Source organism: Streptomyces sp. HP-A2021, assembly GCF_022807935.1.
In the GTDB taxonomy this organism is placed as follows: Bacteria; Actinomycetota; Actinomycetes; order Streptomycetales; family Streptomycetaceae; genus Streptomyces; species Streptomyces afghaniensis.
This window is the reverse complement of record NZ_CP094344.1, coordinates 5924781-5945044: the sequence shown is the minus strand read 5'-3', so window position 1 is coordinate 5945044 and position 20264 is coordinate 5924781. Positions and strand designations below refer to the sequence as shown.

Genomic DNA, 20264 nt, shown 5'->3' with positions numbered 1-20264 from the left:
TGCGGTGAGCTGGGCGGGGGAAGTCCTCACATCGGCGCTGCCACGCGCCGCCCTACGCACGCTGCTGCGCGCCGGCGACACCTCCGTACTGTCGTCGGCACGCTCCGCCGACGAACCGCCCCTCACCACCCCGCGCGACCCCGCGCGCGAGGCGGCCCGGCGCGAGCTGTCGAAGCGGATGTACCACGAGGACGACCCCAGCCTGTTCCAGCGCGCCCTCGACGCCTTCTGGGACTGGCTCGACAAACTCCTCAACGCCGCCTCGACCGCCACGCCCGGCGGAGCACTCGGCCTGGCCGTCATCATCCTGGCCGTCGTAGCGGTCCTGGCCGCCCTGTGGTGGCGCCTGGGCACCCCGCGCCGCCAACCCACCTCGTCTGCCACCCTGTTCGACGACCGCCCCCGCAGCGCCGCCGACCACCGCGCAGCCGCCGAGGCACACGCCGCCCAAGGCCACTGGAACCAGGCCGTCCAGGAACGCATGCGGGCCCTCGTCCGCGCCCTGGAGGAACGCGCCCTGCTCGACGTCCGACCCGGCCGCACCGCCGACGAGGCCGCCGCCGAAGCGGGCCGGGCCCTGCCCGACCACACCGACCGACTGCGCGCCGCCGCCCGCGACTTCGACGACGTGACGTACGGCGGCCGGTCGGCGACCGAGCAGTCGTACCACCGCATCGCCGAGCTCGACAGCGACCTGGAACGCACCAAGCCCCAGCTCGCCACGAGCAGCGCCCACAGCACGGCCCCCCACACCCGCCAGGGAGCCGCCGAATGACCACCGAGGCCACGCTCCCGTCCACCTCGGCCTCGCCCACCGCCCGCCAGGTATGGACCCGCGCGCGCGGCATCGCGCTCGCCCTCGTGCTGCTCCTCGTGGGGGCCATCACCATCGCCCTGCTCCGCTCCGACGCCCGGCACGGCGCACTCGACCCGCGCTCCGCCGACCCCAACGGCAGCCGCGCCGTCGCCGAACTCCTCGCCGACCGGGGCGTGGACACACGCGTGGTCACCACCCTCGACGAGGCAGCCTCCGCAGCCGGCCCGGACACGACCCTCCTGGTCGCCGTCCCCGACATGCTGACCCGAAGTCAGCAGTCCCGCCTGCACAACGCCTTCGCCGACTCCCGCGGCCGCACCGTCCTGGTCGCCTCCGGCAGCGCCTCCGTCGAACGACTCGCCCCCGGCGTCACCGCCGACCCCGCCACCAGCCTCGACTCGACGCTCTCCCCCGACTGCGGCCTGCCCGCCGCCCGGCGCGCGGGCACCGCCGACACGGGCGGCGTCCGCTACACCACCACCCACCTCGACGCCGACAAGTGCTACCCCAGCGAGCGCCTGGCCACCCTGCTGCGCATCCCGGACGCGACCGGGGACGGCGACACCGTCGTCCTCGGCGCGCCCGACATCCTCCTCAACGACCGCCTCGACAAGCAGGGCAACGCCTCGCTCGCCCTCCAACTCCTCGGCTCCCGCCCCCATCTGGTCTGGTACCTCCCCTCGCTCTCCGACACGTCGGCCACCGGCACCGACGACGAACGCAGCTTCTTCGACCTGCTCCCCTCGGGCTGGCTCTGGGGCACCCTGCAACTCTTCATCGCCGCAGCCCTGGCCGCCCTCTGGCGGGCACGCCGACTCGGCCCCCTCGTGCCCGAAAAACTCCCCGTGGCCATCCGCGCCTCCGAAACCGCCGAAGGCCGAGCCCGCCTCTACCGCAAGACCGACGCCCGCGACCGCGCGGCCAACGCTCTTCGCTCCACCACCCGCACCCGCCTCGCCCCCCTCACCGGCGTCCCCGTCACCCAGGCACACACGCCCGAGGCCCTGCTCCCCGCCCTGTCCGACCACCTCCACGGCCACGGACAGGACCTGCGCACCCTGCTCTTCGGGCCACCGCCCAGCGACGACGCAGCACTCATCGCACTCGCCGACCAACTCGACGCCCTCGAAAGAGAGGTACGCCGTCCATGATGGACCCGACCACTGACAACGCCGGGCAGACCGGGGACCCGGGCGCCGCCCGAGCCGCCCTGGAGGCCCTGCGCGCCGAGATCGCCAAGGCCGTGGTCGGCCAGGACCCCGCCGTGACCGGCCTCGTCGTCGCCCTGCTCTGCCGCGGCCACGTCCTCCTCGAAGGCGTCCCCGGCGTCGCCAAGACCCTCCTGGTCCGCGCCCTCGCCTCCGCCCTCGAACTCGACACCAAGCGCGTCCAGTTCACCCCCGACCTCATGCCCAGCGACGTCACCGGCTCCCTGGTCTACGACACCCGCAGCGCCGAGTTCTCCTTCCAGCCCGGCCCGGTCTTCACGAACCTGCTCCTCGCCGACGAGATCAACCGCACGCCTCCCAAGACCCAGTCGTCCCTCCTGGAAGCCATGGAGGAACGCCAGGTCACCGTCGACGGCACCCCGCGCCCCCTCCCCGACCCGTTCCTGGTCGCCGCGACCCAGAACCCGGTGGAGTACGAGGGCACCTATCCCCTCCCCGAAGCCCAGCTGGACCGCTTCCTCCTCAAACTCACCATCCCCCTCCCCTCCCGCCAGGACGAGATCGACGTCCTCACCCGACACGCCGAGGGCTTCAACCCACGCGACCTCCACGCCGCCGGCGTACGCCCCGTAGCCGGCCCTGCCGACCTCGAGGCAGCCCGCGTCGCCGTCGCCAAAACGACGATCTCCCCGGAGATCACCGCCTACGTCGTCGACATCTGCCGCGCCACCCGCGAGTCGCCGTCCCTCACTCTCGGTGTCTCCCCTCGAGGCGCCACGGCCCTCCTGGCCACCGCCCGCGCCTGGGCCTGGCTGACAGGCCGCGACTACGTCATCCCCGACGACGTGAAGGCCCTCGCCCTCCCCACCCTCCGCCACCGGGTACAACTCCGCCCGGAGGCCGAAATGGAAGGCGTGACGGCCGACTCCGTCATCAACGCGATCCTCGCCCACGTCCCCGTCCCCCGCTGATGGCACTCACCGGACGCGCCGCCCTCCTCGCAGCCCTGGGCTCCCTCCCCGTCGGCATCTGGGAACCCAGCTGGACGGGCATCCTGGCGGTCAACGCACCCCTGGCCGTGGCCTGCGCCTGCGACTTCGCCCTGGCCGCCCCCGTACGACGCCTGGGCCTGACCCGCTCCGGCGACACCTCCGTACGCCTCGGCGACACAGCGGACGTGACCCTGACCATCACCAATCCGTCCCGCCGCCCCCTCCGTGCCCGCCTCCGCGACGCCTGGCCACCGAGCACCTGGCAGCCGGGCACGGAAACGACGGCCTCCCGCCACCGCCTCACGGTCCCCGCGGGCGAACGCCGACGCGTGACGACCCGCCTGCGCCCCACCCGCCGAGGCGACCGCCAGGCCGACCGGGTCACCATCCGCTCGTACGGCCCCCTCGGCCTCTTCTCCCGCCAGGGCACCCACAAGACCCCCTGGACCGTGCGCGTCCTGCCCCCCTTCACCAGCCGCAAGCACCTGCCCTCCAAACTGGCCCGCCTCCGCGAACTGGACGGCCGCACCAGCGTGCTCACCCGCGGCGAGGGCACCGAATTCGACAGCCTGCGCGAGTACGTCCCCGGCGACGACACCCGCTCCATCGACTGGCGTGCCACAGCCCGCCAGTCCGCGGTCGCCGTACGCACCTGGCGCCCGGAACGCGACCGCCACATCCTCCTGGTCCTCGACACCGGTCGCACCTCCGCGGGCCGCGTGGGCGACGCGCCCCGCCTCGACGCCTCCATGGACGCGGCCCTCCTCCTCGCAGCCCTCGCCTCCCGCGCCGGCGACCGCGTCGATCTCCTCGCCTACGACCGCAAGATCCGCGCCCTCGTCCAGGGCCGCACGGCAGGCGATGTCCTTCCATCCCTGGTCAACGCGATGGCCACGCTCGAACCCGAGCTCGTCGAAACAAACGCCCGAGGCCTCACGGCCACCGCCCTACGCACGTCCCCCCGCCGCTCCCTGATCGTGCTCCTCACGACCCTGGACGCGGCCCCCATCGAAGAGGGCCTCCTTCCGGTCCTCTCCCAGCTCACCCAGCGCCATACGGTCCTGCTGGCATCAGTAGCGGACCCGCACATCACCGAAATGGCCCAGGCACGCGGAAACGTCGACGCCGTCTACGAGGCCGCCGCAGCCGCCCAGGCCCAGTCCGAACGCCACCGCACGGCCGAACAACTTCGCCGTAATGGCGTCACAGTCGTGGACGCGACACCGGACGACTTGGCGCCGGCACTGGCGGACGCGTATTTGGCGCTGAAGGCGGCTGGGCGCCTGTGACGGCGAGGGCCCCTCGAAAGAGGGCCCCTAAACGCAGAAAACCCCCGCATCCGAAGATGCGGGGGTTTTCCCAATAATTGTTCGGCGGCGTCCTACTCTCCCACAGGGTCCCCCCTGCAGTACCATCGGCGCTGTAAGGCTTAGCTTCCGGGTTCGGAATGTAACCGGGCGTTTCCCCTACGCTATAACCACCGAAACACTATGAAACTGCCGAACCATGCCGCACCACACCCGTGACCTGGGCATGGGGCTGTTCGTGGTTTCAGAACCAACACAGTGGACGCGAGCAACTGAGGACAAGCCCTCGGCCTATTAGTACCGGTCAACTCCACACGTTACCGTGCTTCCATATCCGGCCTATCAACCCAGTCGTCTACTGGGAGCCTTACCCTCTCTAGGAGGTGGGAGTCCTCATCTCGAAGCAGGCTTCCCGCTTAGATGCTTTCAGCGGTTATCCCTCCCGAACGTAGCCAACCAGCCATGCCCTTGGCAGAACAACTGGCACACCAGAGGTTCGTCCGTCCCGGTCCTCTCGTACTAGGGACAGCCCTTCTCAAGACTCCTACGCGCACAGCGGATAGGGACCGAACTGTCTCACGACGTTCTAAACCCAGCTCGCGTACCGCTTTAATGGGCGAACAGCCCAACCCTTGGGACCGACTCCAGCCCCAGGATGCGACGAGCCGACATCGAGGTGCCAAACCATCCCGTCGATATGGACTCTTGGGGAAGATCAGCCTGTTATCCCCGGGGTACCTTTTATCCGTTGAGCGACGGCGCTTCCACAAGCCACCGCCGGATCACTAGTCCCGACTTTCGTCCCTGCTCGACCCGTCGGTCTCACAGTCAAGCTCCCTTGTGCACTTACACTCAACACCTGATTGCCAACCAGGCTGAGGGAACCTTTGGGCGCCTCCGTTACTCTTTAGGAGGCAACCGCCCCAGTTAAACTACCCATCAGACACTGTCCCTGATCCGGATCACGGACCCAGGTTAGACATCCAGCACGACCAGACTGGTATTTCAACGACGACTCCACACTAACTGGCGTTAGCGCTTCACAGTCTCCCAGCTATCCTACACAAGCCGAACCGAACACCAATATCAAACTGTAGTAAAGGTCCCGGGGTCTTTCCGTCCTGCTGCGCGAAACGAGCATCTTTACTCGTAGTGCAATTTCACCGGGCCTATGGTTGAGACAGTCGAGAAGTCGTTACGCCATTCGTGCAGGTCGGAACTTACCCGACAAGGAATTTCGCTACCTTAGGATGGTTATAGTTACCACCGCCGTTTACTGGCGCTTAAGTTCTCAGCTTCGCCCCACCGAAATGGAGCTAACCGGTCCCCTTAACGTTCCAGCACCGGGCAGGCGTCAGTCCGTATACATCGCCTTACGGCTTCGCACGGACCTGTGTTTTTAGTAAACAGTCGCTTCTCGCTGGTCTCTGCGGCCACCCCCAGCTCAGAGCGCAAAGCTCATCACCAGATGTGGCCCCCCTTCTCCCGAAGTTACGGGGGCATTTTGCCGAGTTCCTTAACCATAGTTCACCCGAACGCCTCGGTATTCTCTACCTGACCACCTGAGTCGGTTTAGGGTACGGGCCGCCATGAAACTCGCTAGAGGCTTTTCTCGACAGCATAGGATCATCCACTTCACCACAATCGGCTCGGCATCAGGTCTCAGCCTTGTGTGCGACGGATTTACCTACCGCACGGCCTACACCCTTACCCCGGGACAACCACCGCCCGGGCTGGACTACCTTCCTGCGTCACCCCATCACTCACCTACTACCAGATCGGGTCACCGGCTCCACCACTTTCCTTTCCCCGAAGGGTCCGGAACGGCTTCACGGGCTTAGCATCACTGGATTCGATGTTTGACGCTTCACAGCGGGTACCGGAATATCAACCGGTTATCCATCGACTACGCCTGTCGGCCTCGCCTTAGGTCCCGACTTACCCTGGGCAGATCAGCTTGACCCAGGAACCCTTAGTCAATCGGCGCACACGTTTCTCACGTGTGAATCGCTACTCATGCCTGCATTCTCACTCGTGAACCGTCCACAACTACCTTCCGGTGCTGCTTCACCCGGCACACGACGCTCCCCTACCCATCACAGCCGGCGTTGGCCGTATTGCTGCAATGACACGACTTCGGCGGTACGCTTGAGCCCCGCTACATTGTCGGCGCGGAATCACTAGACCAGTGAGCTATTACGCACTCTTTCAAGGGTGGCTGCTTCTAAGCCAACCTCCTGGTTGTCTGTGCGACTCCACATCCTTTCCCACTTAGCGTACGCTTAGGGGCCTTAGTCGATGCTCTGGGCTGTTTCCCTCTCGACCATGGAGCTTATCCCCCACAGTCTCACTGCCGCGCTCTCACTTACCGGCATTCGGAGTTTGGCTAAGGTCAGTAACCCGGTAGGGCCCATCGCCTATCCAGTGCTCTACCTCCGGCAAGAAACACACGACGCTGCACCTAAATGCATTTCGGGGAGAACCAGCTATCACGGAGTTTGATTGGCCTTTCACCCCTAACCACAGGTCATCCCCCAGGTTTTCAACCCTGGTGGGTTCGGTCCTCCACGAAGTCTTACCTCCGCTTCAACCTGCCCATGGCTAGATCACTCCGCTTCGGGTCTTGAGCGTGCTACTGAAACGCCCTATTCGGACTCGCTTTCGCTACGGCTTCCCCACCCGGGTTAACCTCGCAACACACCGCAAACTCGCAGGCTCATTCTTCAAAAGGCACGCAGTCACGAGATGGAAGCAAGCTTCCATCCGACGCTCCCACGGCTTGTAGGCACACGGTTTCAGGTACTATTTCACTCCGCTCCCGCGGTACTTTTCACCATTCCCTCACGGTACTATCCGCTATCGGTCACCAGGGAATATTTAGGCTTAGCGGGTGGTCCCGCCAGATTCACACGGGATTTCTCGGGCCCCGTGCTACTTGGGTGTCTCTCAAACGAGCCGCTGACGTTTCGACTACGGGGGTCTTACCCTCTACGCCGGACCTTTCGCATGTCCTTCGCCTACATCAACGGTTTCTGACTCGTCTCACGGCCGGCAGACCGTGAAAGAGAGATCCCACAACCCCGTATACGCAACCCCTGCCGGGTCTCACACGCATACGGTTTGGCCTCATCCGGTTTCGCTCGCCACTACTCCCGGAATCACGGTTGTTTTCTCTTCCTGCGGGTACTGAGATGTTTCACTTCCCCGCGTTCCCTCCACACTGCCTATGTGTTCAGCAGCGGGTGACAGCCCATGACGACTGCCGGGTTTCCCCATTCGGAAACCCCCGGATCAAAGCCTGGTTGACGACTCCCCGGGGACTATCGTGGCCTCCCACGTCCTTCATCGGTTCCTGGTGCCAAGGCATCCACCGTGCGCCCTTAAAAACTTGGCCACAGATGCTCGCGTCCACTGTGCAGTTCTCAAACAACGACCAGCCACCCATCACCCCGAACCTTCGGTCCGAGTTCACTGGGGCCGGCACTGAGGAAAAATCCATTCCCTCAGACACCCAACAGCGTGCCCGACACAGCCAGCTGACCAGATCAGCGTTCCACGCTCCGAAGAGCAGTACTAGCGCCTGATCCATCCTGGACCGTGCCGAGTAGTCAACGTTCCACCCATGAGCAACCAGCATCAGACATTCGCTGATGTACTGGCCTCTGAACCAGCCCCGAAGGACCGGCTTAGAAGTGCTCCTTAGAAAGGAGGTGATCCAGCCGCACCTTCCGGTACGGCTACCTTGTTACGACTTCGTCCCAATCGCCAGTCCCACCTTCGACAGCTCCCTCCCCACAAGGGGGTTGGGCCACCGGCTTCGGGTGTTACCGACTTTCGTGACGTGACGGGCGGTGTGTACAAGGCCCGGGAACGTATTCACCGCAGCAATGCTGATCTGCGATTACTAGCGACTCCGACTTCATGGGGTCGAGTTGCAGACCCCAATCCGAACTGAGACCGGCTTTTTGAGATTCGCTCCACCTCGCGGTATCGCAGCTCATTGTACCGGCCATTGTAGCACGTGTGCAGCCCAAGACATAAGGGGCATGATGACTTGACGTCGTCCCCACCTTCCTCCGAGTTGACCCCGGCGGTCTCCCGTGAGTCCCCAGCACCACAAGGGCCTGCTGGCAACACGGGACAAGGGTTGCGCTCGTTGCGGGACTTAACCCAACATCTCACGACACGAGCTGACGACAGCCATGCACCACCTGTACACCGACCACAAGGGGGACCCTGTCTCCAGGGTTTTCCGGTGTATGTCAAGCCTTGGTAAGGTTCTTCGCGTTGCGTCGAATTAAGCCACATGCTCCGCCGCTTGTGCGGGCCCCCGTCAATTCCTTTGAGTTTTAGCCTTGCGGCCGTACTCCCCAGGCGGGGCACTTAATGCGTTAGCTGCGGCACGGACAACGTGGAATGTTGCCCACACCTAGTGCCCACCGTTTACGGCGTGGACTACCAGGGTATCTAATCCTGTTCGCTCCCCACGCTTTCGCTCCTCAGCGTCAGTATCGGCCCAGAGATCCGCCTTCGCCACCGGTGTTCCTCCTGATATCTGCGCATTTCACCGCTACACCAGGAATTCCGATCTCCCCTACCGAACTCTAGCCTGCCCGTATCGACTGCAGACCCGGGGTTAAGCCCCGGGCTTTCACAACCGACGTGACAAGCCGCCTACGAGCTCTTTACGCCCAATAATTCCGGACAACGCTCGCGCCCTACGTATTACCGCGGCTGCTGGCACGTAGTTAGCCGGCGCTTCTTCTGCAGGTACCGTCACTTTCGCTTCTTCCCTGCTGAAAGAGGTTTACAACCCGAAGGCCGTCATCCCTCACGCGGCGTCGCTGCATCAGGCTTTCGCCCATTGTGCAATATTCCCCACTGCTGCCTCCCGTAGGAGTCTGGGCCGTGTCTCAGTCCCAGTGTGGCCGGTCGCCCTCTCAGGCCGGCTACCCGTCGTCGCCTTGGTGAGCCATTACCTCACCAACAAGCTGATAGGCCGCGGGCTCATCCTGCACCGCCGGAGCTTTCCACCACCAAGAGATGCCCCTAGTGGTTGTATCCGGTATTAGACCCCGTTTCCAGGGCTTGTCCCAGAGTGCAGGGCAGATTGCCCACGTGTTACTCACCCGTTCGCCACTAATCCCCACCGAAGTGGTTCATCGTTCGACTTGCATGTGTTAAGCACGCCGCCAGCGTTCGTCCTGAGCCAGGATCAAACTCTCCGTGAATGTTTACCGGTAATCCGGTCGACACCACGAGAGCGGAACAGCCAGGCGGAATAAGCCCGGCCGTTCACAGCGTCCTCGCTGTGTTTTTTCAAAGGAACCTCGCCCCAGCAGATGCTGGAGACGGGGTATCAACATATCTGGCGTTGACTTTTGGCACGCTGTTGAGTTCTCAAGGAACGGTCGCTTCCTTTGTACTCACCCTCTCGGGCTTTCCTCCGGGCGCTTCCCTTCGGTCTTGCGTTTCCGACTCTATCAGATCTTTTCTCGACCCGATTTCCTCGGCGCTTTCCAGGTTCCCGCTTCCGCGTTTCCCTTTCCGGCGGCTCCGACTTTATCAGAAGTTTCGGACCGGACTGAACCGGCCGCTCGTTTCCGATTTATCGGGAGGGGCTTCGATGAAATCAGCGTTTCATGAAGCAGACAGATGCTCACTGTCGCCGATCTGAGGCTGAGCCCCACTTCCAGGCAACTGTTCGAATCTACCTCCCCGCAGGGGCCGTGTCAACGGCTCCCGTGGGGCGAAGAGGAGACTAGCAGTTGAACGGACGTGGTCGCACATCAGGCGGTCGCAGGGCCGTTCAGGCAGCTGTCGGGACGGTGGCGCTGCGTTCCGCTGCCTCGACGTCACCGGTGTCACCGGCGCGGGCGGCGCGGCCGCCCAGGACGTAGACATAGGCGAAGAAGGCCAGTTCGGCGGCGACTCCGATGGTGATGCGGGCCCAGGTGGGGAGGCCGGACGGGGTGACGAAGCCTTCGATGGCGCCGGAGACGAAGAGGACCAGCGCCAGGCCGATGGCCATGCCGATGGCGGCGCGGCCCTCTTCCGCGAGAGCTGTGCGTCGTGTGCGGGGGCCTGGATCGATGAGGGTCCAACCGAGGCGCAGGCCGGTGCCGGCTGCCACGAAGACGGCGGTCAGTTCGAGCAGGCCGTGCGGGAGGACGAGACCGAGGAACGTGTCGAGGCGGCCGGCCGAGGACATCAGGCCGAAGCCGATGCCCAGGTTGAGCATGTTCTGGAAGAGGATCCAGATGACCGGGAGCCCCAGGAAGACACCCAGGATGAGGCACAGGGCTGCGGCCCAGGCGTTGTTCGTCCAGACCTGGGCGGCGAAGCTGGCGGCCGGGTGGCTGGAGTAGTACGTCTCGTACTGGCCGCCGGGGCGGGTGAGGTCGCGCAGTTCGCTGGGGGCCGCGATGGAGGCCTGTACCTCGGGGTGGGTGCCGATCCACCAGCCCAGGAGGGCCGCGACTGCCGTGGACAGCAGCGCGGTGGGTACCCACCAGTGGCGTGATTTGTAGACGGCGGCCGGGAAGCCGTGGGCGAGGAAGCGGGTGACGTCGCGCCAGGAGGCGCGTCGGGTGCCTGTCACGGCACTACGCGCGCGTGCCACGAGTTGGCTGAGCCTGCCGGTCAGCTGGGGGTCGGGAGCACTGGACTGGATCAGGGAGAGGTGCGTGGCGGTGCGTTGGTAGAGGGTGACGAGTTCGTCGGCTTCGGCACCGCTGAGGCGGCGCTGGCGACGGAGGAGGGCTTCGAGGCGGTCCCACTCCGCTCGGTGGGCGGAGACGAAGACGTCGAGGTCCATCGGTCTGCCTGCTCCTCGGCTGTTCGTCGGCGGCTCGTCGTGGATCAGCTTGTCGTACTGCGGCGCGATGCGCCCTCAGCTTGGCAGACTGGCCCTGTCGGGGGCAGGGCAGGGGAAGGACAGCGGGCGTGAGTGAGCTGGTGACGGGCGAGGCGGTGGCGTTGGAGCTGCGCCCCGCGAGGTTGCCCAGCAGGGCGCTGGCCGTATTGCTGGATCTTGTGGCAGCCGTGGCTGTCTACGTCGCGGTGACCATCGCGGTCGTGGTTTCCACTGCCTCGCTGGACGATGCGGCGCAGACGGCGCTGTCGATCGCGACGTTCGTTCTCGTACTGGTGGGCGGGCCGATCGCGGTGGAGACGCTCAGTCACGGGCGCTCGCTCGGAAAGATGGCCTGCGGGCTGCGTGTGGTGCGCGACGACGGGGGGCCGATCCGGTTCCGGCATGCGCTGGTCAGGGGCTTGATCGGGGTGGTCGAGATCCTCATGACCTTCGGTGTGGTCGCCTGTATCGCCTCGTTCGTGTCGGCGCGTGGGCGGCGGCTGGGGGATGTGTTCGCGGGGACCCTCGTCGTCCGGGAGCGGATTCCGGTCGCGCGGACCGGGTTCGTGCCGCCTCCCCCGCCCTGGCTGGCGGGGCGGTTCTCGGAGCTCGACCTGTCTGCGGTGCCCGATGGGCTGTGGCTCGCCGTGCGTCAGTACCTGACGCGTATGCAGCAGTTGGACCCGCAGGTGGGGTGGTCCATGGCGGAGCGGCTGGCGTCGGACCTCGCGGAACGTACGGGGGCTCCGGTGCCGCAGGGTGTTCCGCCGGCGGCGTATCTGGCGGCGGTCGTGCAGGAACGGCAGGCGCGGGAGGCCCGGCGGGCTTTCGGGAGCGGGTCGTCCTCGTCGGCCGGTCCAGTTGCTGGTGCCGATGCGGCTTCGGCTGCTGAGACCGCTTCGGCTGCGGGCGCGGCGCCCGATGCTTACGGACAACCGCCGTTCGTGCCGCCCGGTGCCCCGTCACAGCCGTCCGGTGCGGCTGCCGAGTCGTCGGGTGGGGCTCGGCCCGCGGCGCCGCATGAGGTGCCTGCAGGCGAGCGTCCTGGGACCGGGTTCGTGCCGCCGGCGTAGGCCGGCGTAGGGGAGAGCGGGCTGCCCGTTCAGCGGGGCCCGGGCCTCAGGTGAACACCGACGGCGGTGATTCGAGGTCTTCGAGCTCGATGCCGGGGGCCGCGAGCACCACGTCTCCGGCGATGTGCACGGAGTGCTGTTCTCCCGTGTCCAGGGCTGTGACCTGGTATTCGTCCACGGTCAGGGGGCCGTTGTCAGTGGCGTGTGCTTCTCTTTTCAGCAAGGTCCACGACTGGTCCACGGTGCGCGGGGCGAGGACCGGGTCCGTGAAGGCGACGAGGCGTACGCGGGTGCCTGCTGAGGAGGGGGTGAGGCGCAGGAGACGGGTGGTGGCGACGAGGAACGCCGGGGAGGTGCCGGTGAAGGCGTGGGCGCGCACATTGCCTTCGGTGGCATCGGTTCCGGTGGGGTCGGTGCGGACCCAGGTGACGCCGTCGAGGGCGGCGCCGCGGACCTGCCAGGCGGCGGCGTGCAGTTCCAGGCGGATGGGACGGCCGAGTTCGTCGAGGGTGAGGTCGACGGAGCCGTGGTGATCGCCCGAGGGGGTGGTCAGCTGGGAGACGTAGCGCCAGCCGGAGGGGCCGGGGGCGCACTGGAAGTGTTCTTCTGCGAGGGGGGTGTGATCGTGCGGATCGTGGAGCGAATAGCGGCCGCGGGGCATGGGGGTCCTGGGTCTTGACGGGCTGGGCAGGTCGCTGGTCCGGCAAACGGGGCAGGCCCCCGGCACGGGGGTGCGGGGGCCTGCTTCGGCGATCTGACCGGCAGCGAACTGACCGGCAGCGGTGCTGCTCGGCTCAGTAGCGGTAGTGGTCCGGCTTGTACGGGCCCTCGACCTGCACACCGATGTACTCGGCCTGCTCGGGGCGGAGCGTGGTCAGCTTCACGCCGAGCGCGTCCAGGTGGAGACGGGCGACCTTCTCGTCGAGGTGCTTGGGCAGCACGTAGACACCGGTCGGGTACGCGTCGGGCTTGGTGAACAGCTCGATCTGGGCCAGGGTCTGGTCCGCGAAGGAGTTGGACATCACGAACGACGGGTGACCGGTGGCGTTGCCCAGGTTCAGCAGACGGCCCTCGGACAGAACGATGATCACCTTGCCGTCGGGGAAGGTCCAGGTGTGGACCTGCGGCTTGATCTCGTCCTTGACGATGCCGGGGATCTTCGCGAGACCGGCCATGTCGATCTCGTTGTCGAAGTGGCCGATGTTGCCCACGATGGCCTGGTGCTTCATCTTGGCCATGTCCGAGGCCATGATGATGTCCTTGTTGCCGGTCGTGGTGATGAAGATGTCGGCCTTGTCGACGACCTCGTCCAGGGTCGTCACCTGGTAGCCGTCCATCGCCGCCTGGAGGGCGCAGATCGGGTCGATCTCGGTGACGATCACGCGGGCGCCCTGTCCGCGCAGGGACTCCGCGCAGCCCTTGCCCACGTCGCCGTAGCCGCAGATGACCGCGGTCTTGCCGCCGATCAGGGTGTCGGTGGCGCGGTTGATGCCGTCGACGAGCGAGTGGCGGCAGCCGTACTTGTTGTCGAACTTCGACTTGGTGACGGCGTCATTGACGTTGATCGCCGGGAACAGGAGGACGCCGTCGCGCTGCATCTCGTACAGGCGGTGGACACCGGTCGTGGTCTCCTCGGTGACACCGCGGATCTCGGAGGCCAGCTGGGTCCACTTCTGCGAACCGTCCGTGATGGTGCGGTGCAGGAGCTCGAGGATGACGCGGTGCTCGTCGGACTCGGCGGTGTCGACGGACGGGACCTTGCCGTCCTTCTCGTACTCGACGCCCTTGTGGACGAGGAGGGTGGCGTCACCGCCGTCGTCGAGGATCATGTTCGGGCCGCCGGTGGGGCTGTCCGGCCAGGTCAGCGCCTGCTCCGTGCACCACCAGTACTCCTCCAGGGTCTCGCCCTTCCAGGCGAAGACCGGGACGCCCTGCGGGTTGTCGGGCGTCCCGTTCGGGCCGACGGCGATGGCCGCGGCGGCGTGGTCCTGGGTGGAGAAGATGTTGCAGGAGGCCCAGCGGACCTGCGCGCCGAGGGCGACCAGGGTCTCGATGAGCACGGCGGTCTGCACGGTCATGTGCAGGGAGCCGGTGACGCGGGCGCCGGCCAGGGGCTGCGCTTCGGCGTACTCCTTGCGGATCGCCATCAGGCCGGGCATCTCGTGCTCGGCGAGGGTGATCTCCTTGCGGCCGAACTCGGCCAGGGAGAGGTCGGCGACCTTGAAGTCCTGTCGGTTTTCGACAGTCGTCATTGCGAGCTGCTCCTCGGGGTTGGGTCGAGGTGGGTACGGCTGGTCTGCGCGGCGGCGGACACAGGGGTGCCCGAAAGAGGACACAGGCATGCCCGCGTGTGCGCAGCGCAGTCCGTCGGAGGCCCTCTCTCCCTCGGCCGGTCCGCGGTGGGACCGCCCGACCGCCATCAGCAGCGACGTCTGGCTCCGTCCCAAGCTACACCGGGGGCGCCTGCGATCCCCAGTCCGCAGGCAAACACATCAAGCCGATCCCGTGACGGGCGGGGGGTGGGTCTGTGGGTGGGGTGCGGGGGTGGAAAGGCGGCGGGGCCCGCCGAGTGGTTCGGCGGGCCCCGTGGCCGGAGGAGTCGTGGGAGGGGGTGTCAGTGGTCGGCGGGGTGCGGGGTCGGGCCGCCGGGGCTGGCCTCGGGATCGGGGCCCTTGGCGGCTTCGGACTCGCTGTAGATGTCCGGCTCGAGGTAGATCACGCGGGCGATCGGGACTGCTTCGCGGATGCGGGACTCGGCGGCGTCGATGGCGGCGGCGATCTCGGTGGCCGTGTCGTCGTGCTGGACGGCGATCTTGGCGGCGACGAGGAGTTCCTCGGGGCCGAGGTGGAGCGTGCGCATGTGGATGATGCGGGTGACCGTGTCGCCGTCGACGACGGCGGCCTCGATCTTCTGCGTCTCCTCGACGCCGGCGGACTCGCCGAGCAGCAGCGACTTGGTCTCGGCGGCGAGGACCAGGGCGATCAGGATGAGCAGGATGCCGATGCAGAGGGTGCCGATGCCGTCCCAGACGCTGTCGCCGGTGAGCAGGGCGAGGCCGACACCGCCGAGGGCGAGGATGAGGCCGACGAGGGCGCCGAGGTCCTCCAGGAGGACGACCGGGAGCTCCGGCGCCTTGGCGTGGCGGACGAACTCCTTCCAGGAGCGCTGGCCGCGCAGGGCGTTGGACTCCTTGATGGCCGTGCGGAAGGAGAAGGTCTCGGCGATGATCGCGAAGACCAGGACGCCGACCGGCCAGTACCAGTTCGTCAGCTCATGCGGGTGCTTGATCTTCTCGTAGCCCTCGTAGAGGGCGAACATGCCGCCGACCGAGAAGAGGACGATGGAGACGAGGAAGGCGTAGATGTAGCGCTCGCGGCCGTAGCCGAAGGGGTGTTGCGGGGTGGCCTCGCGCTTGGCCTTCTTGCCGCCGACCAGGAGCAGTGCCTGGTTGCCGGAGTCGGCGAGCGAGTGGACGGACTCGGCGAGCATCGATGACGAGCCACTGAAGATGAACGCCACGAACTTCGCTACCGCGATCGCGAGGTTGGCGGCCAGTGCCGCCACGATCGCCTTGGTGCCGCCTGACGCGCTCATGTGTTCGCGTTGTCCCTTCGTACGCCGTTCCAGGGCCCGGGCGCTCGCCTTGCTGCGCCGCCCGCGACTTTGCCCGTGCTTGACGGTGGGCCATTGTTGCAGCCCGCTCGGGCCGCGGTGCTTCAGGTCACCAGCAAGGGGGTCATCGAAACGGTCAGGCGACGACCGTGGCGCGGAAGAGCGTGCCGGTTCCGGACACTTCGGCCTTTTCGCCGGCCGGGACGAAGACGGACCGGCCCGGGGTCAGGTCGTGCTCGCCCGCCCGGACGGAACCGGCGGTGCAGAGCAGGATCTGCGGGGTCGCGCGGGTGAGGTCGTGGGCGCTGCCCGCCTCGGGGAGGACGTAGCGGGACAGGCGGAACTCGTCGATCGGGGTCTCGTAGAGCTCCTCGCCGTCCGGGGAGGCCTCGGGGCGCAGGACGCCGGGGTCGCTGGGCCGGAAGCGGACGATGCGCAGGAGCTCGGGGACGTCGACGTGCTTGGGGGTCAGGCCGCAGCGCAGGACGTTGTCGGAGTTGGCCATGATCTCGACGCCGAGGCCGTTCAGGTAGGCGTGCGGGACGCCGGCGCCGAGGTAGAGGGCCTCGCCGGGCTGGAGCCGGACGTGGTTCAGCAGCATGGCGGCGATGACGCCGGGGTCGCCCGGGTAGTGGTGGGCGATGTCGGCGTAGGGGGTGTAGGCGCCGCCGAGTCGGGTGCAGGCTGCCGCCGCCTCCGCGACCGTCCGGGACATCTCCTCGGGGTCGGCGGTGAGGATCGCCGTGAGGACCTCGCGCAGGGCGGCGTCCTCGGGGTGGGCGTGCAGCAGGTCGACGTACGGCTTGAGGGAGTCGATGCCGAGGTCGTCGAGCAGGCCGGCGGCGGCGAGCGGGTCGCGGAAGCCGCACAGGCCGTCGAACTCGGTGAGGGCGCAGATCAGTTCGGGCTTGTGGTTGGCGTCCTTGTAGTTGCGGTGCGGGGCGTCCACGGGGATGCCGCGGCGCTCCTCGTCCGCGTAGCCCTCCTTGGCCTGTTCCAGGTCGGGGTGGACCTGGAGGGAGAGCGGGGCGCCGGCGGCGAGGATCTTGAGGAGGAAGGGCAGGCGGGGGCCGAACTTGGCGACCGCGGCCGGTCCGAGTTCCTTCTCCGGGTCGGTGTCGATGACCTCGACGAGCGTGCCCCGGCCGGTGCGTGAGGGGGCGCCCGGGTGGGCGCCCATCCACATCTCCGCCTGCGGCTCGCCGGTGGGTTCGGTGCCGAGCAGGTGCGGGATGGCGGTGGGGGAACCCCAGGCGTAGGGGCGGATGGTGTTGTCGAGGCGGTCCATGGGGGTCTCTCTGGTGTTCGGGCGTGCGGGCGCGTCAGGGTGTCCCGGGCAAGATCAGGCCCTCGAAGCGAGCGCCAGGTAAACCGCGGCGAAATCCGTGATGGCGATCAGTTCCGCGAGGGTCTCCAGTTCGCCGCCCTCCTCCGGTTCCAGCTCGCTGATCGGTGTGTCGTGGCTGAGGGCCAGGTCGCGGGCGCCGGGGGCGGCGGTGAGGCCGCCGATGGGCCGGTCGCGCAGGAGCACCACGCGCGCGTGCAGGGCGGGGGGTTCCTCGACGCGGTCGCGGAAGAAGTCGTCGGGGTCGGCGCTGGCGGCCAGGGGGCCGGCGAGCAGGGCGCTGTGTGCGGCGAGCGCCTCGGGGAGTTCGGCGACGACCGCGGGGGTGCCGGACAGTTCGGCGAGCGCGGCGGCGAAACGGCGGCCTGCCGGTCCGGCCGAGGTGCCCTCGGTCCAGACGATCGGGAGGGCGTCCGCCAGTTCGGCGGCGAGGGTCTTGGCGGGGTTGCTGTAGGTGGCGATGGCGGGGCCGCAGCGTTCGGCGATGCGGTCGAGGCGGTCGGCGACCTTGCCGAGGGCGTCCGGCGGGGCGACGAGCACTCCCGTACGGTCCAGCAGTGCCAGCAGTGGGGTGAGCAGTGCCCACAGGACGCCGGGTGCGGAGGCGGCGAGGGGCTCGTCCTGGTCGTACGGGGCGGTCGCCATGGGGACGAACAGGCCGTGCGAGCCGTTCACCGCGTCGGCGAGCGGGGAGCGGCTGGGGGCTACGGCGACGACGTTGCAGCCGCGGCGGTAGGCCTGCTCGGCCAGGAGGGACAGGCCCGGTTCGCTGCCGTCCGGGGTGGTGATCAGGAGGAGGTCGACGGAGCCGACCCAGCCGGGCAGTTCCCAGCGCAGGGCGCCCGCGGCGGGGGCGACGCCGCTGGGGGCCAGCCGCGTGACCGGGCTGCCGGCTCCGGCGAGGGTGCCGAGGAGATCGGCGGCGTGCGTGGCGGCGGCGCCCGGGCCGGCGATGAGGACGGCGCGAGGGCGGCCGTCGGGCTTGAGGTCGTTGATGCCGGCCTCGGCGGAGTGGCGGGCGGCGGTGCGGACGCGGGCGCCGGCTTCTGCGGCGCCGCGGAGCAGCCCGCGGTGGTCGGCCTCGGAGAGGCCCTCCGGGGAGTCGAGCAGCGATTCGTCGAGCATGGGCGGCAGCCTCCGATCGCCGGAGTCCGGTCCGGGTCCGTTTTTGGGATGTCCTACGTCGGTGCCCGTTGTGCCCGGGTGTATGTGCACCGGGTTCACGCGGGTGTCTGCCCGGGGGCCTACGCGGGGCGGCGGGCCTCGTCGACCAGGAGGACGGGGATGCCGTCGCGGACGGGGTAGGCCAGGCCGCAGCTCTGGTCGGTGCAGAGCAGTTCGGTGTCCTGCTCCTTGAGGGGGGCGTGGCAGGCCGGGCAGGCGAGGATTTCGAGGAGGCCGGCTTCGAGGGCCATGCGGGGTCCCTTCGGGGATGGGGCGGGGTGGGGCGTTGGTGTTCGGGGTGGTGCGGATGTGCCTGGTCAGGGTACCGCCGGTGGGGGTGGGGCGGGGGTGGTTGGTGGGTGCAGGGGGTGGGCGGCTGGGCTTTGTGAAGGGGCTCCGCCCCTTTGACCCCGCCAGGGGGCTTCGCCCCCTGGACCCCCGGACCTGTGCCCAGCCGCCGCCCGACGAGGTCGGACAAGGGGCTGGGCTCGCCTTCCCCTTACCCCCTGATGATCGCCAGTGCCTCGTCCCTCACCCTGGTCATCGTCTCCTGGTCCCTCGCCTCCGCGTTCAGGCGGAGCAGTGGCTCGGTGTTGGAGGGGCGGACGTTGAACCACCAGTCGGTGGCGGAGACGGTCAGGCCGTCCAGGTCGTCGAGGGTGATGCCCTCGCGGTTCTCGTACGCGGAGCGGATCGCGGCGAGGCGGGCCGCCTGGTCGGTGACCGTGGAGTTGATCTCGCCGGAGCCGGCGTAGCGGTCGTACTCGGCGACGAGGGCGGAGAGCGGGCCCGACTGGCCGCCGAGGGCGGCCAGGACGTGCAGGGCGGCCAGCATGCCCGTGTCGGCGTTCCAGAAGTCGCGGAAGTAGTAGTGGGCGGAGTGCTCGCCGCCGAAGATCGCGCCCGAGCGCGCCATCTCCGCCTTGATGAAGGAGTGCCCGACGCGGGTGCGGACCGGGGTGCCGCCGTTCTCCGCGACCACCTCGGGGACCGACCAGGACGTGATCAGGTTGTGGATGATCGTGCCCTTGCCGCCGTGCCTGGCCAGTTCGCGGGACGCCACCAGGGCGGTGATCGCCGACGGGGAGACCGGTTCGCCGCGCTCGTCGACGACGAAGCAGCGGTCGGCGTCGCCGTCGAAGGCGAGGCCGAGGTCGGCGCCCTCTTCGCGGACCCGGTTCTGGAGGTCGACGAGGTTGGCCGGGTCGAGGGGGTTGGCCTCGTGGTTGGGGAAGGTGCCGTCGAGTTCGAAGTACATCGGGACCAGCGTCAGGGGCAGGCCGGCGAAGACCTCGGGGACCGTGTGGCCGCCCATGCCGTTGCCCGCGTCGACGACGACCTTCAGGGGGCGGATGGAGGTCAGGTCGACCAGGGAGCGCAGGTGCGCCGCGTAGTCCGACAACGTGTCGCGGCCGGTGATGGCTCCCGGCGTCGCGGCCGGCTCGGGGGCGCCCGACTCGCTCCAGCGCTCCACCAGTTCGCGGATCTCGGCGAGGCCGGTGTCCTGGCCGACCGGGGCGGCGCCCATGCGGCACATCTTGATGCCGTTGTACTGCGCCGGGTTGTGGGAGGCGGTGAACATGGCGCCCGGCAGGTTCAGCGCGCCCGAGGCGTAGTAGAGCTGGTCCGTCGAGCACAGGCCGATCTCGGTCACGTCGGCACCCAGCGCCGCCGCCCCGCGCGCGAAGGCCCGCGACAGGCCCGGTGAGGAGGGCCGCATGTCGTGCCCGGTCGCGATGGCGCTCGCGCCGGTGACCCGCACGAAGGCCGCCCCGAAGAGCTCGGCCAGGGACTCGTCCCACTGGTCGGGGACGACCCCGCGTACGTCGTACGCCTTGACGACCTGCGACAGATCAGCAGCCACGGCCAACCTTCCTGAAAAAGTACTGTCGGTCCGCCCAAACTACCCCCGGCCGCTGACAGCGCGC

General features: G+C 67.9%; 13 protein-coding genes and 3 rRNA genes. 5 read left to right on the top strand and 11 right to left on the bottom strand.

Going from position 1 to position 20264, the window contains the following annotated elements; all coding sequences use genetic code 11:
* Positions 1 to 4 precede the first annotated feature (4 nt).
* Genes MQE23_RS26975 through MQE23_RS26960 form a run of 4 tightly spaced genes read left to right on the top strand, consistent with a single transcriptional unit; the run spans position 5 to position 4267 of the window.
* Positions 5 to 775: a DUF4129 domain-containing protein gene (locus MQE23_RS26975; protein WP_020269439.1), complete on the top strand. Its 771-nt coding sequence runs from the start codon at positions 5 to 7 to the stop codon at positions 773 to 775.
* On the top strand, positions 772 to 1968 hold the full coding sequence (locus MQE23_RS26970) for a DUF4350 domain-containing protein (protein WP_020269440.1): 1197 nt from the start codon (positions 772 to 774) through the stop codon (positions 1966 to 1968). Before MQE23_RS26975 ends, MQE23_RS26970 begins: the two co-directional genes overlap by 4 nt.
* Positions 1968 to 2957, top strand: coding sequence for a MoxR family ATPase (locus tag MQE23_RS26965; protein WP_243380508.1), 990 nt, complete (start codon positions 1968 to 1970; stop codon positions 2955 to 2957). Before MQE23_RS26970 ends, MQE23_RS26965 begins: the two co-directional genes overlap by 1 nt.
* Positions 2957 to 4267, top strand: a complete 1311-nt coding sequence (locus MQE23_RS26960) for a DUF58 domain-containing protein (protein ID WP_020269442.1) — start codon at positions 2957 to 2959, stop codon at positions 4265 to 4267. The genes MQE23_RS26965 and MQE23_RS26960 overlap by 1 nt, the downstream gene beginning before the upstream one ends.
* A gap of 79 nt (positions 4268 to 4346) precedes the next feature.
* Here the strand turns inward: MQE23_RS26960 and rrf are convergent.
* The 4 genes from rrf to MQE23_RS26940 form a co-directional block, all read right to left on the bottom strand.
* Positions 4347 to 4463: ribosomal RNA gene (gene rrf / locus MQE23_RS26955) — 5S ribosomal RNA — on the bottom strand.
* A gap of 96 nt (positions 4464 to 4559) precedes the next feature.
* Positions 4560 to 7679 (bottom strand): 23S ribosomal RNA (locus MQE23_RS26950).
* Positions 7680 to 7988: 309 nt separating this feature from the next.
* Positions 7989 to 9516: ribosomal RNA gene (locus tag MQE23_RS26945) — 16S ribosomal RNA — on the bottom strand.
* The 16S, 23S and 5S rRNA genes sit together here, the layout of an rRNA operon.
* A gap of 578 nt (positions 9517 to 10094) precedes the next feature.
* Positions 10095 to 11102, bottom strand: a complete 1008-nt coding sequence (locus MQE23_RS26940) for a stage II sporulation protein M (RefSeq protein ID WP_243380507.1) — start codon at positions 11100 to 11102, stop codon at positions 10095 to 10097.
* A gap of 128 nt (positions 11103 to 11230) precedes the next feature.
* Between MQE23_RS26940 and MQE23_RS26935 the strand changes: the two genes are divergently transcribed.
* Complete coding sequence (locus MQE23_RS26935; protein ID WP_243380506.1) at positions 11231 to 12214, top strand: RDD family protein; 984 nt, start codon at positions 11231 to 11233, stop codon at positions 12212 to 12214.
* Between the two features lie 46 nt (positions 12215 to 12260).
* Here the strand turns inward: MQE23_RS26935 and MQE23_RS26930 are convergent, their stop codons facing one another.
* The 7 genes from MQE23_RS26930 to MQE23_RS26900 form a co-directional block, all read right to left on the bottom strand.
* Positions 12261 to 12875 carry a hypothetical protein gene (locus MQE23_RS26930; RefSeq protein WP_243380505.1) on the bottom strand — a complete coding sequence of 205 codons (615 nt, stop codon included), beginning with the start codon at positions 12873 to 12875 and terminating at the stop codon, positions 12261 to 12263.
* Between the two features lie 133 nt (positions 12876 to 13008).
* Entirely contained in the window at positions 13009 to 14466 is a 1458-nt protein-coding gene (ahcY, locus tag MQE23_RS26925; RefSeq protein WP_020276035.1) for an adenosylhomocysteinase, read from the bottom strand.
* A gap of 362 nt (positions 14467 to 14828) precedes the next feature.
* Entirely contained in the window at positions 14829 to 15809 is a 981-nt protein-coding gene (locus MQE23_RS26920; protein ID WP_020276034.1) for a cation transporter, read from the bottom strand.
* Between the two features lie 154 nt (positions 15810 to 15963).
* Positions 15964 to 17115: a mannose-6-phosphate isomerase, class I gene (gene manA / locus MQE23_RS26915; RefSeq protein WP_020276033.1), complete on the bottom strand. Its 1152-nt coding sequence runs from the start codon at positions 17113 to 17115 to the stop codon at positions 15964 to 15966.
* Positions 17116 to 17169: 54 nt separating this feature from the next.
* On the bottom strand, positions 17170 to 18297 hold the full coding sequence (locus MQE23_RS26910; RefSeq protein ID WP_243380504.1) for an SIS domain-containing protein: 1128 nt from the start codon (positions 18295 to 18297) through the stop codon (positions 17170 to 17172).
* 119 nt (positions 18298 to 18416) lie between these two features.
* A complete protein-coding gene (locus MQE23_RS26905; protein ID WP_020269428.1) occupies positions 18417 to 18587 on the bottom strand; it encodes a Trm112 family protein in 171 nt (56 codons plus the stop codon).
* Positions 18588 to 18835: 248 nt separating this feature from the next.
* Positions 18836 to 20200, bottom strand: a complete 1365-nt coding sequence (locus MQE23_RS26900) for a phosphomannomutase/phosphoglucomutase (protein WP_243380503.1) — start codon at positions 20198 to 20200, stop codon at positions 18836 to 18838.
* Positions 20201 to 20264: the final 64 nt, after the last annotated feature.

Excerpts from the sequence above, each read along its gene's own strand:
- MQE23_RS26970 (WP_020269440.1), top strand. The coding sequence starts at position 772 with ATGACCACCGAGGCCACGCTCCCGTCCACCTCGGCCTCGCCCACCGCC.
- MQE23_RS26965 (WP_243380508.1), top strand. The coding sequence starts at position 1,968 with ATGGACCCGACCACTGACAACGCCGGGCAGACCGGGGACCCGGGCGCC.
- MQE23_RS26960 (WP_020269442.1), top strand. The coding sequence starts at position 2,957 with ATGGCACTCACCGGACGCGCCGCCCTCCTCGCAGCCCTGGGCTCCCTC.
- MQE23_RS26940 (WP_243380507.1), bottom strand. The coding sequence starts at position 11,102 with ATGGACCTCGACGTCTTCGTCTCCGCCCACCGAGCGGAGTGGGACCGC.
- MQE23_RS26930 (WP_243380505.1), bottom strand. The coding sequence starts at position 12,875 with ATGCCCCGCGGCCGCTATTCGCTCCACGATCCGCACGATCACACCCCC.
- ahcY (WP_020276035.1), bottom strand. The coding sequence starts at position 14,466 with ATGACGACTGTCGAAAACCGACAGGACTTCAAGGTCGCCGACCTCTCC.
- MQE23_RS26920 (WP_020276034.1), bottom strand. The coding sequence starts at position 15,809 with ATGAGCGCGTCAGGCGGCACCAAGGCGATCGTGGCGGCACTGGCCGCC.
- manA (WP_020276033.1), bottom strand. The coding sequence starts at position 17,115 with ATGGACCGCCTCGACAACACCATCCGCCCCTACGCCTGGGGTTCCCCC.
- MQE23_RS26910 (WP_243380504.1), bottom strand. The coding sequence starts at position 18,297 with ATGCTCGACGAATCGCTGCTCGACTCCCCGGAGGGCCTCTCCGAGGCC.
- MQE23_RS26905 (WP_020269428.1), bottom strand. The coding sequence starts at position 18,587 with ATGGCCCTCGAAGCCGGCCTCCTCGAAATCCTCGCCTGCCCGGCCTGC.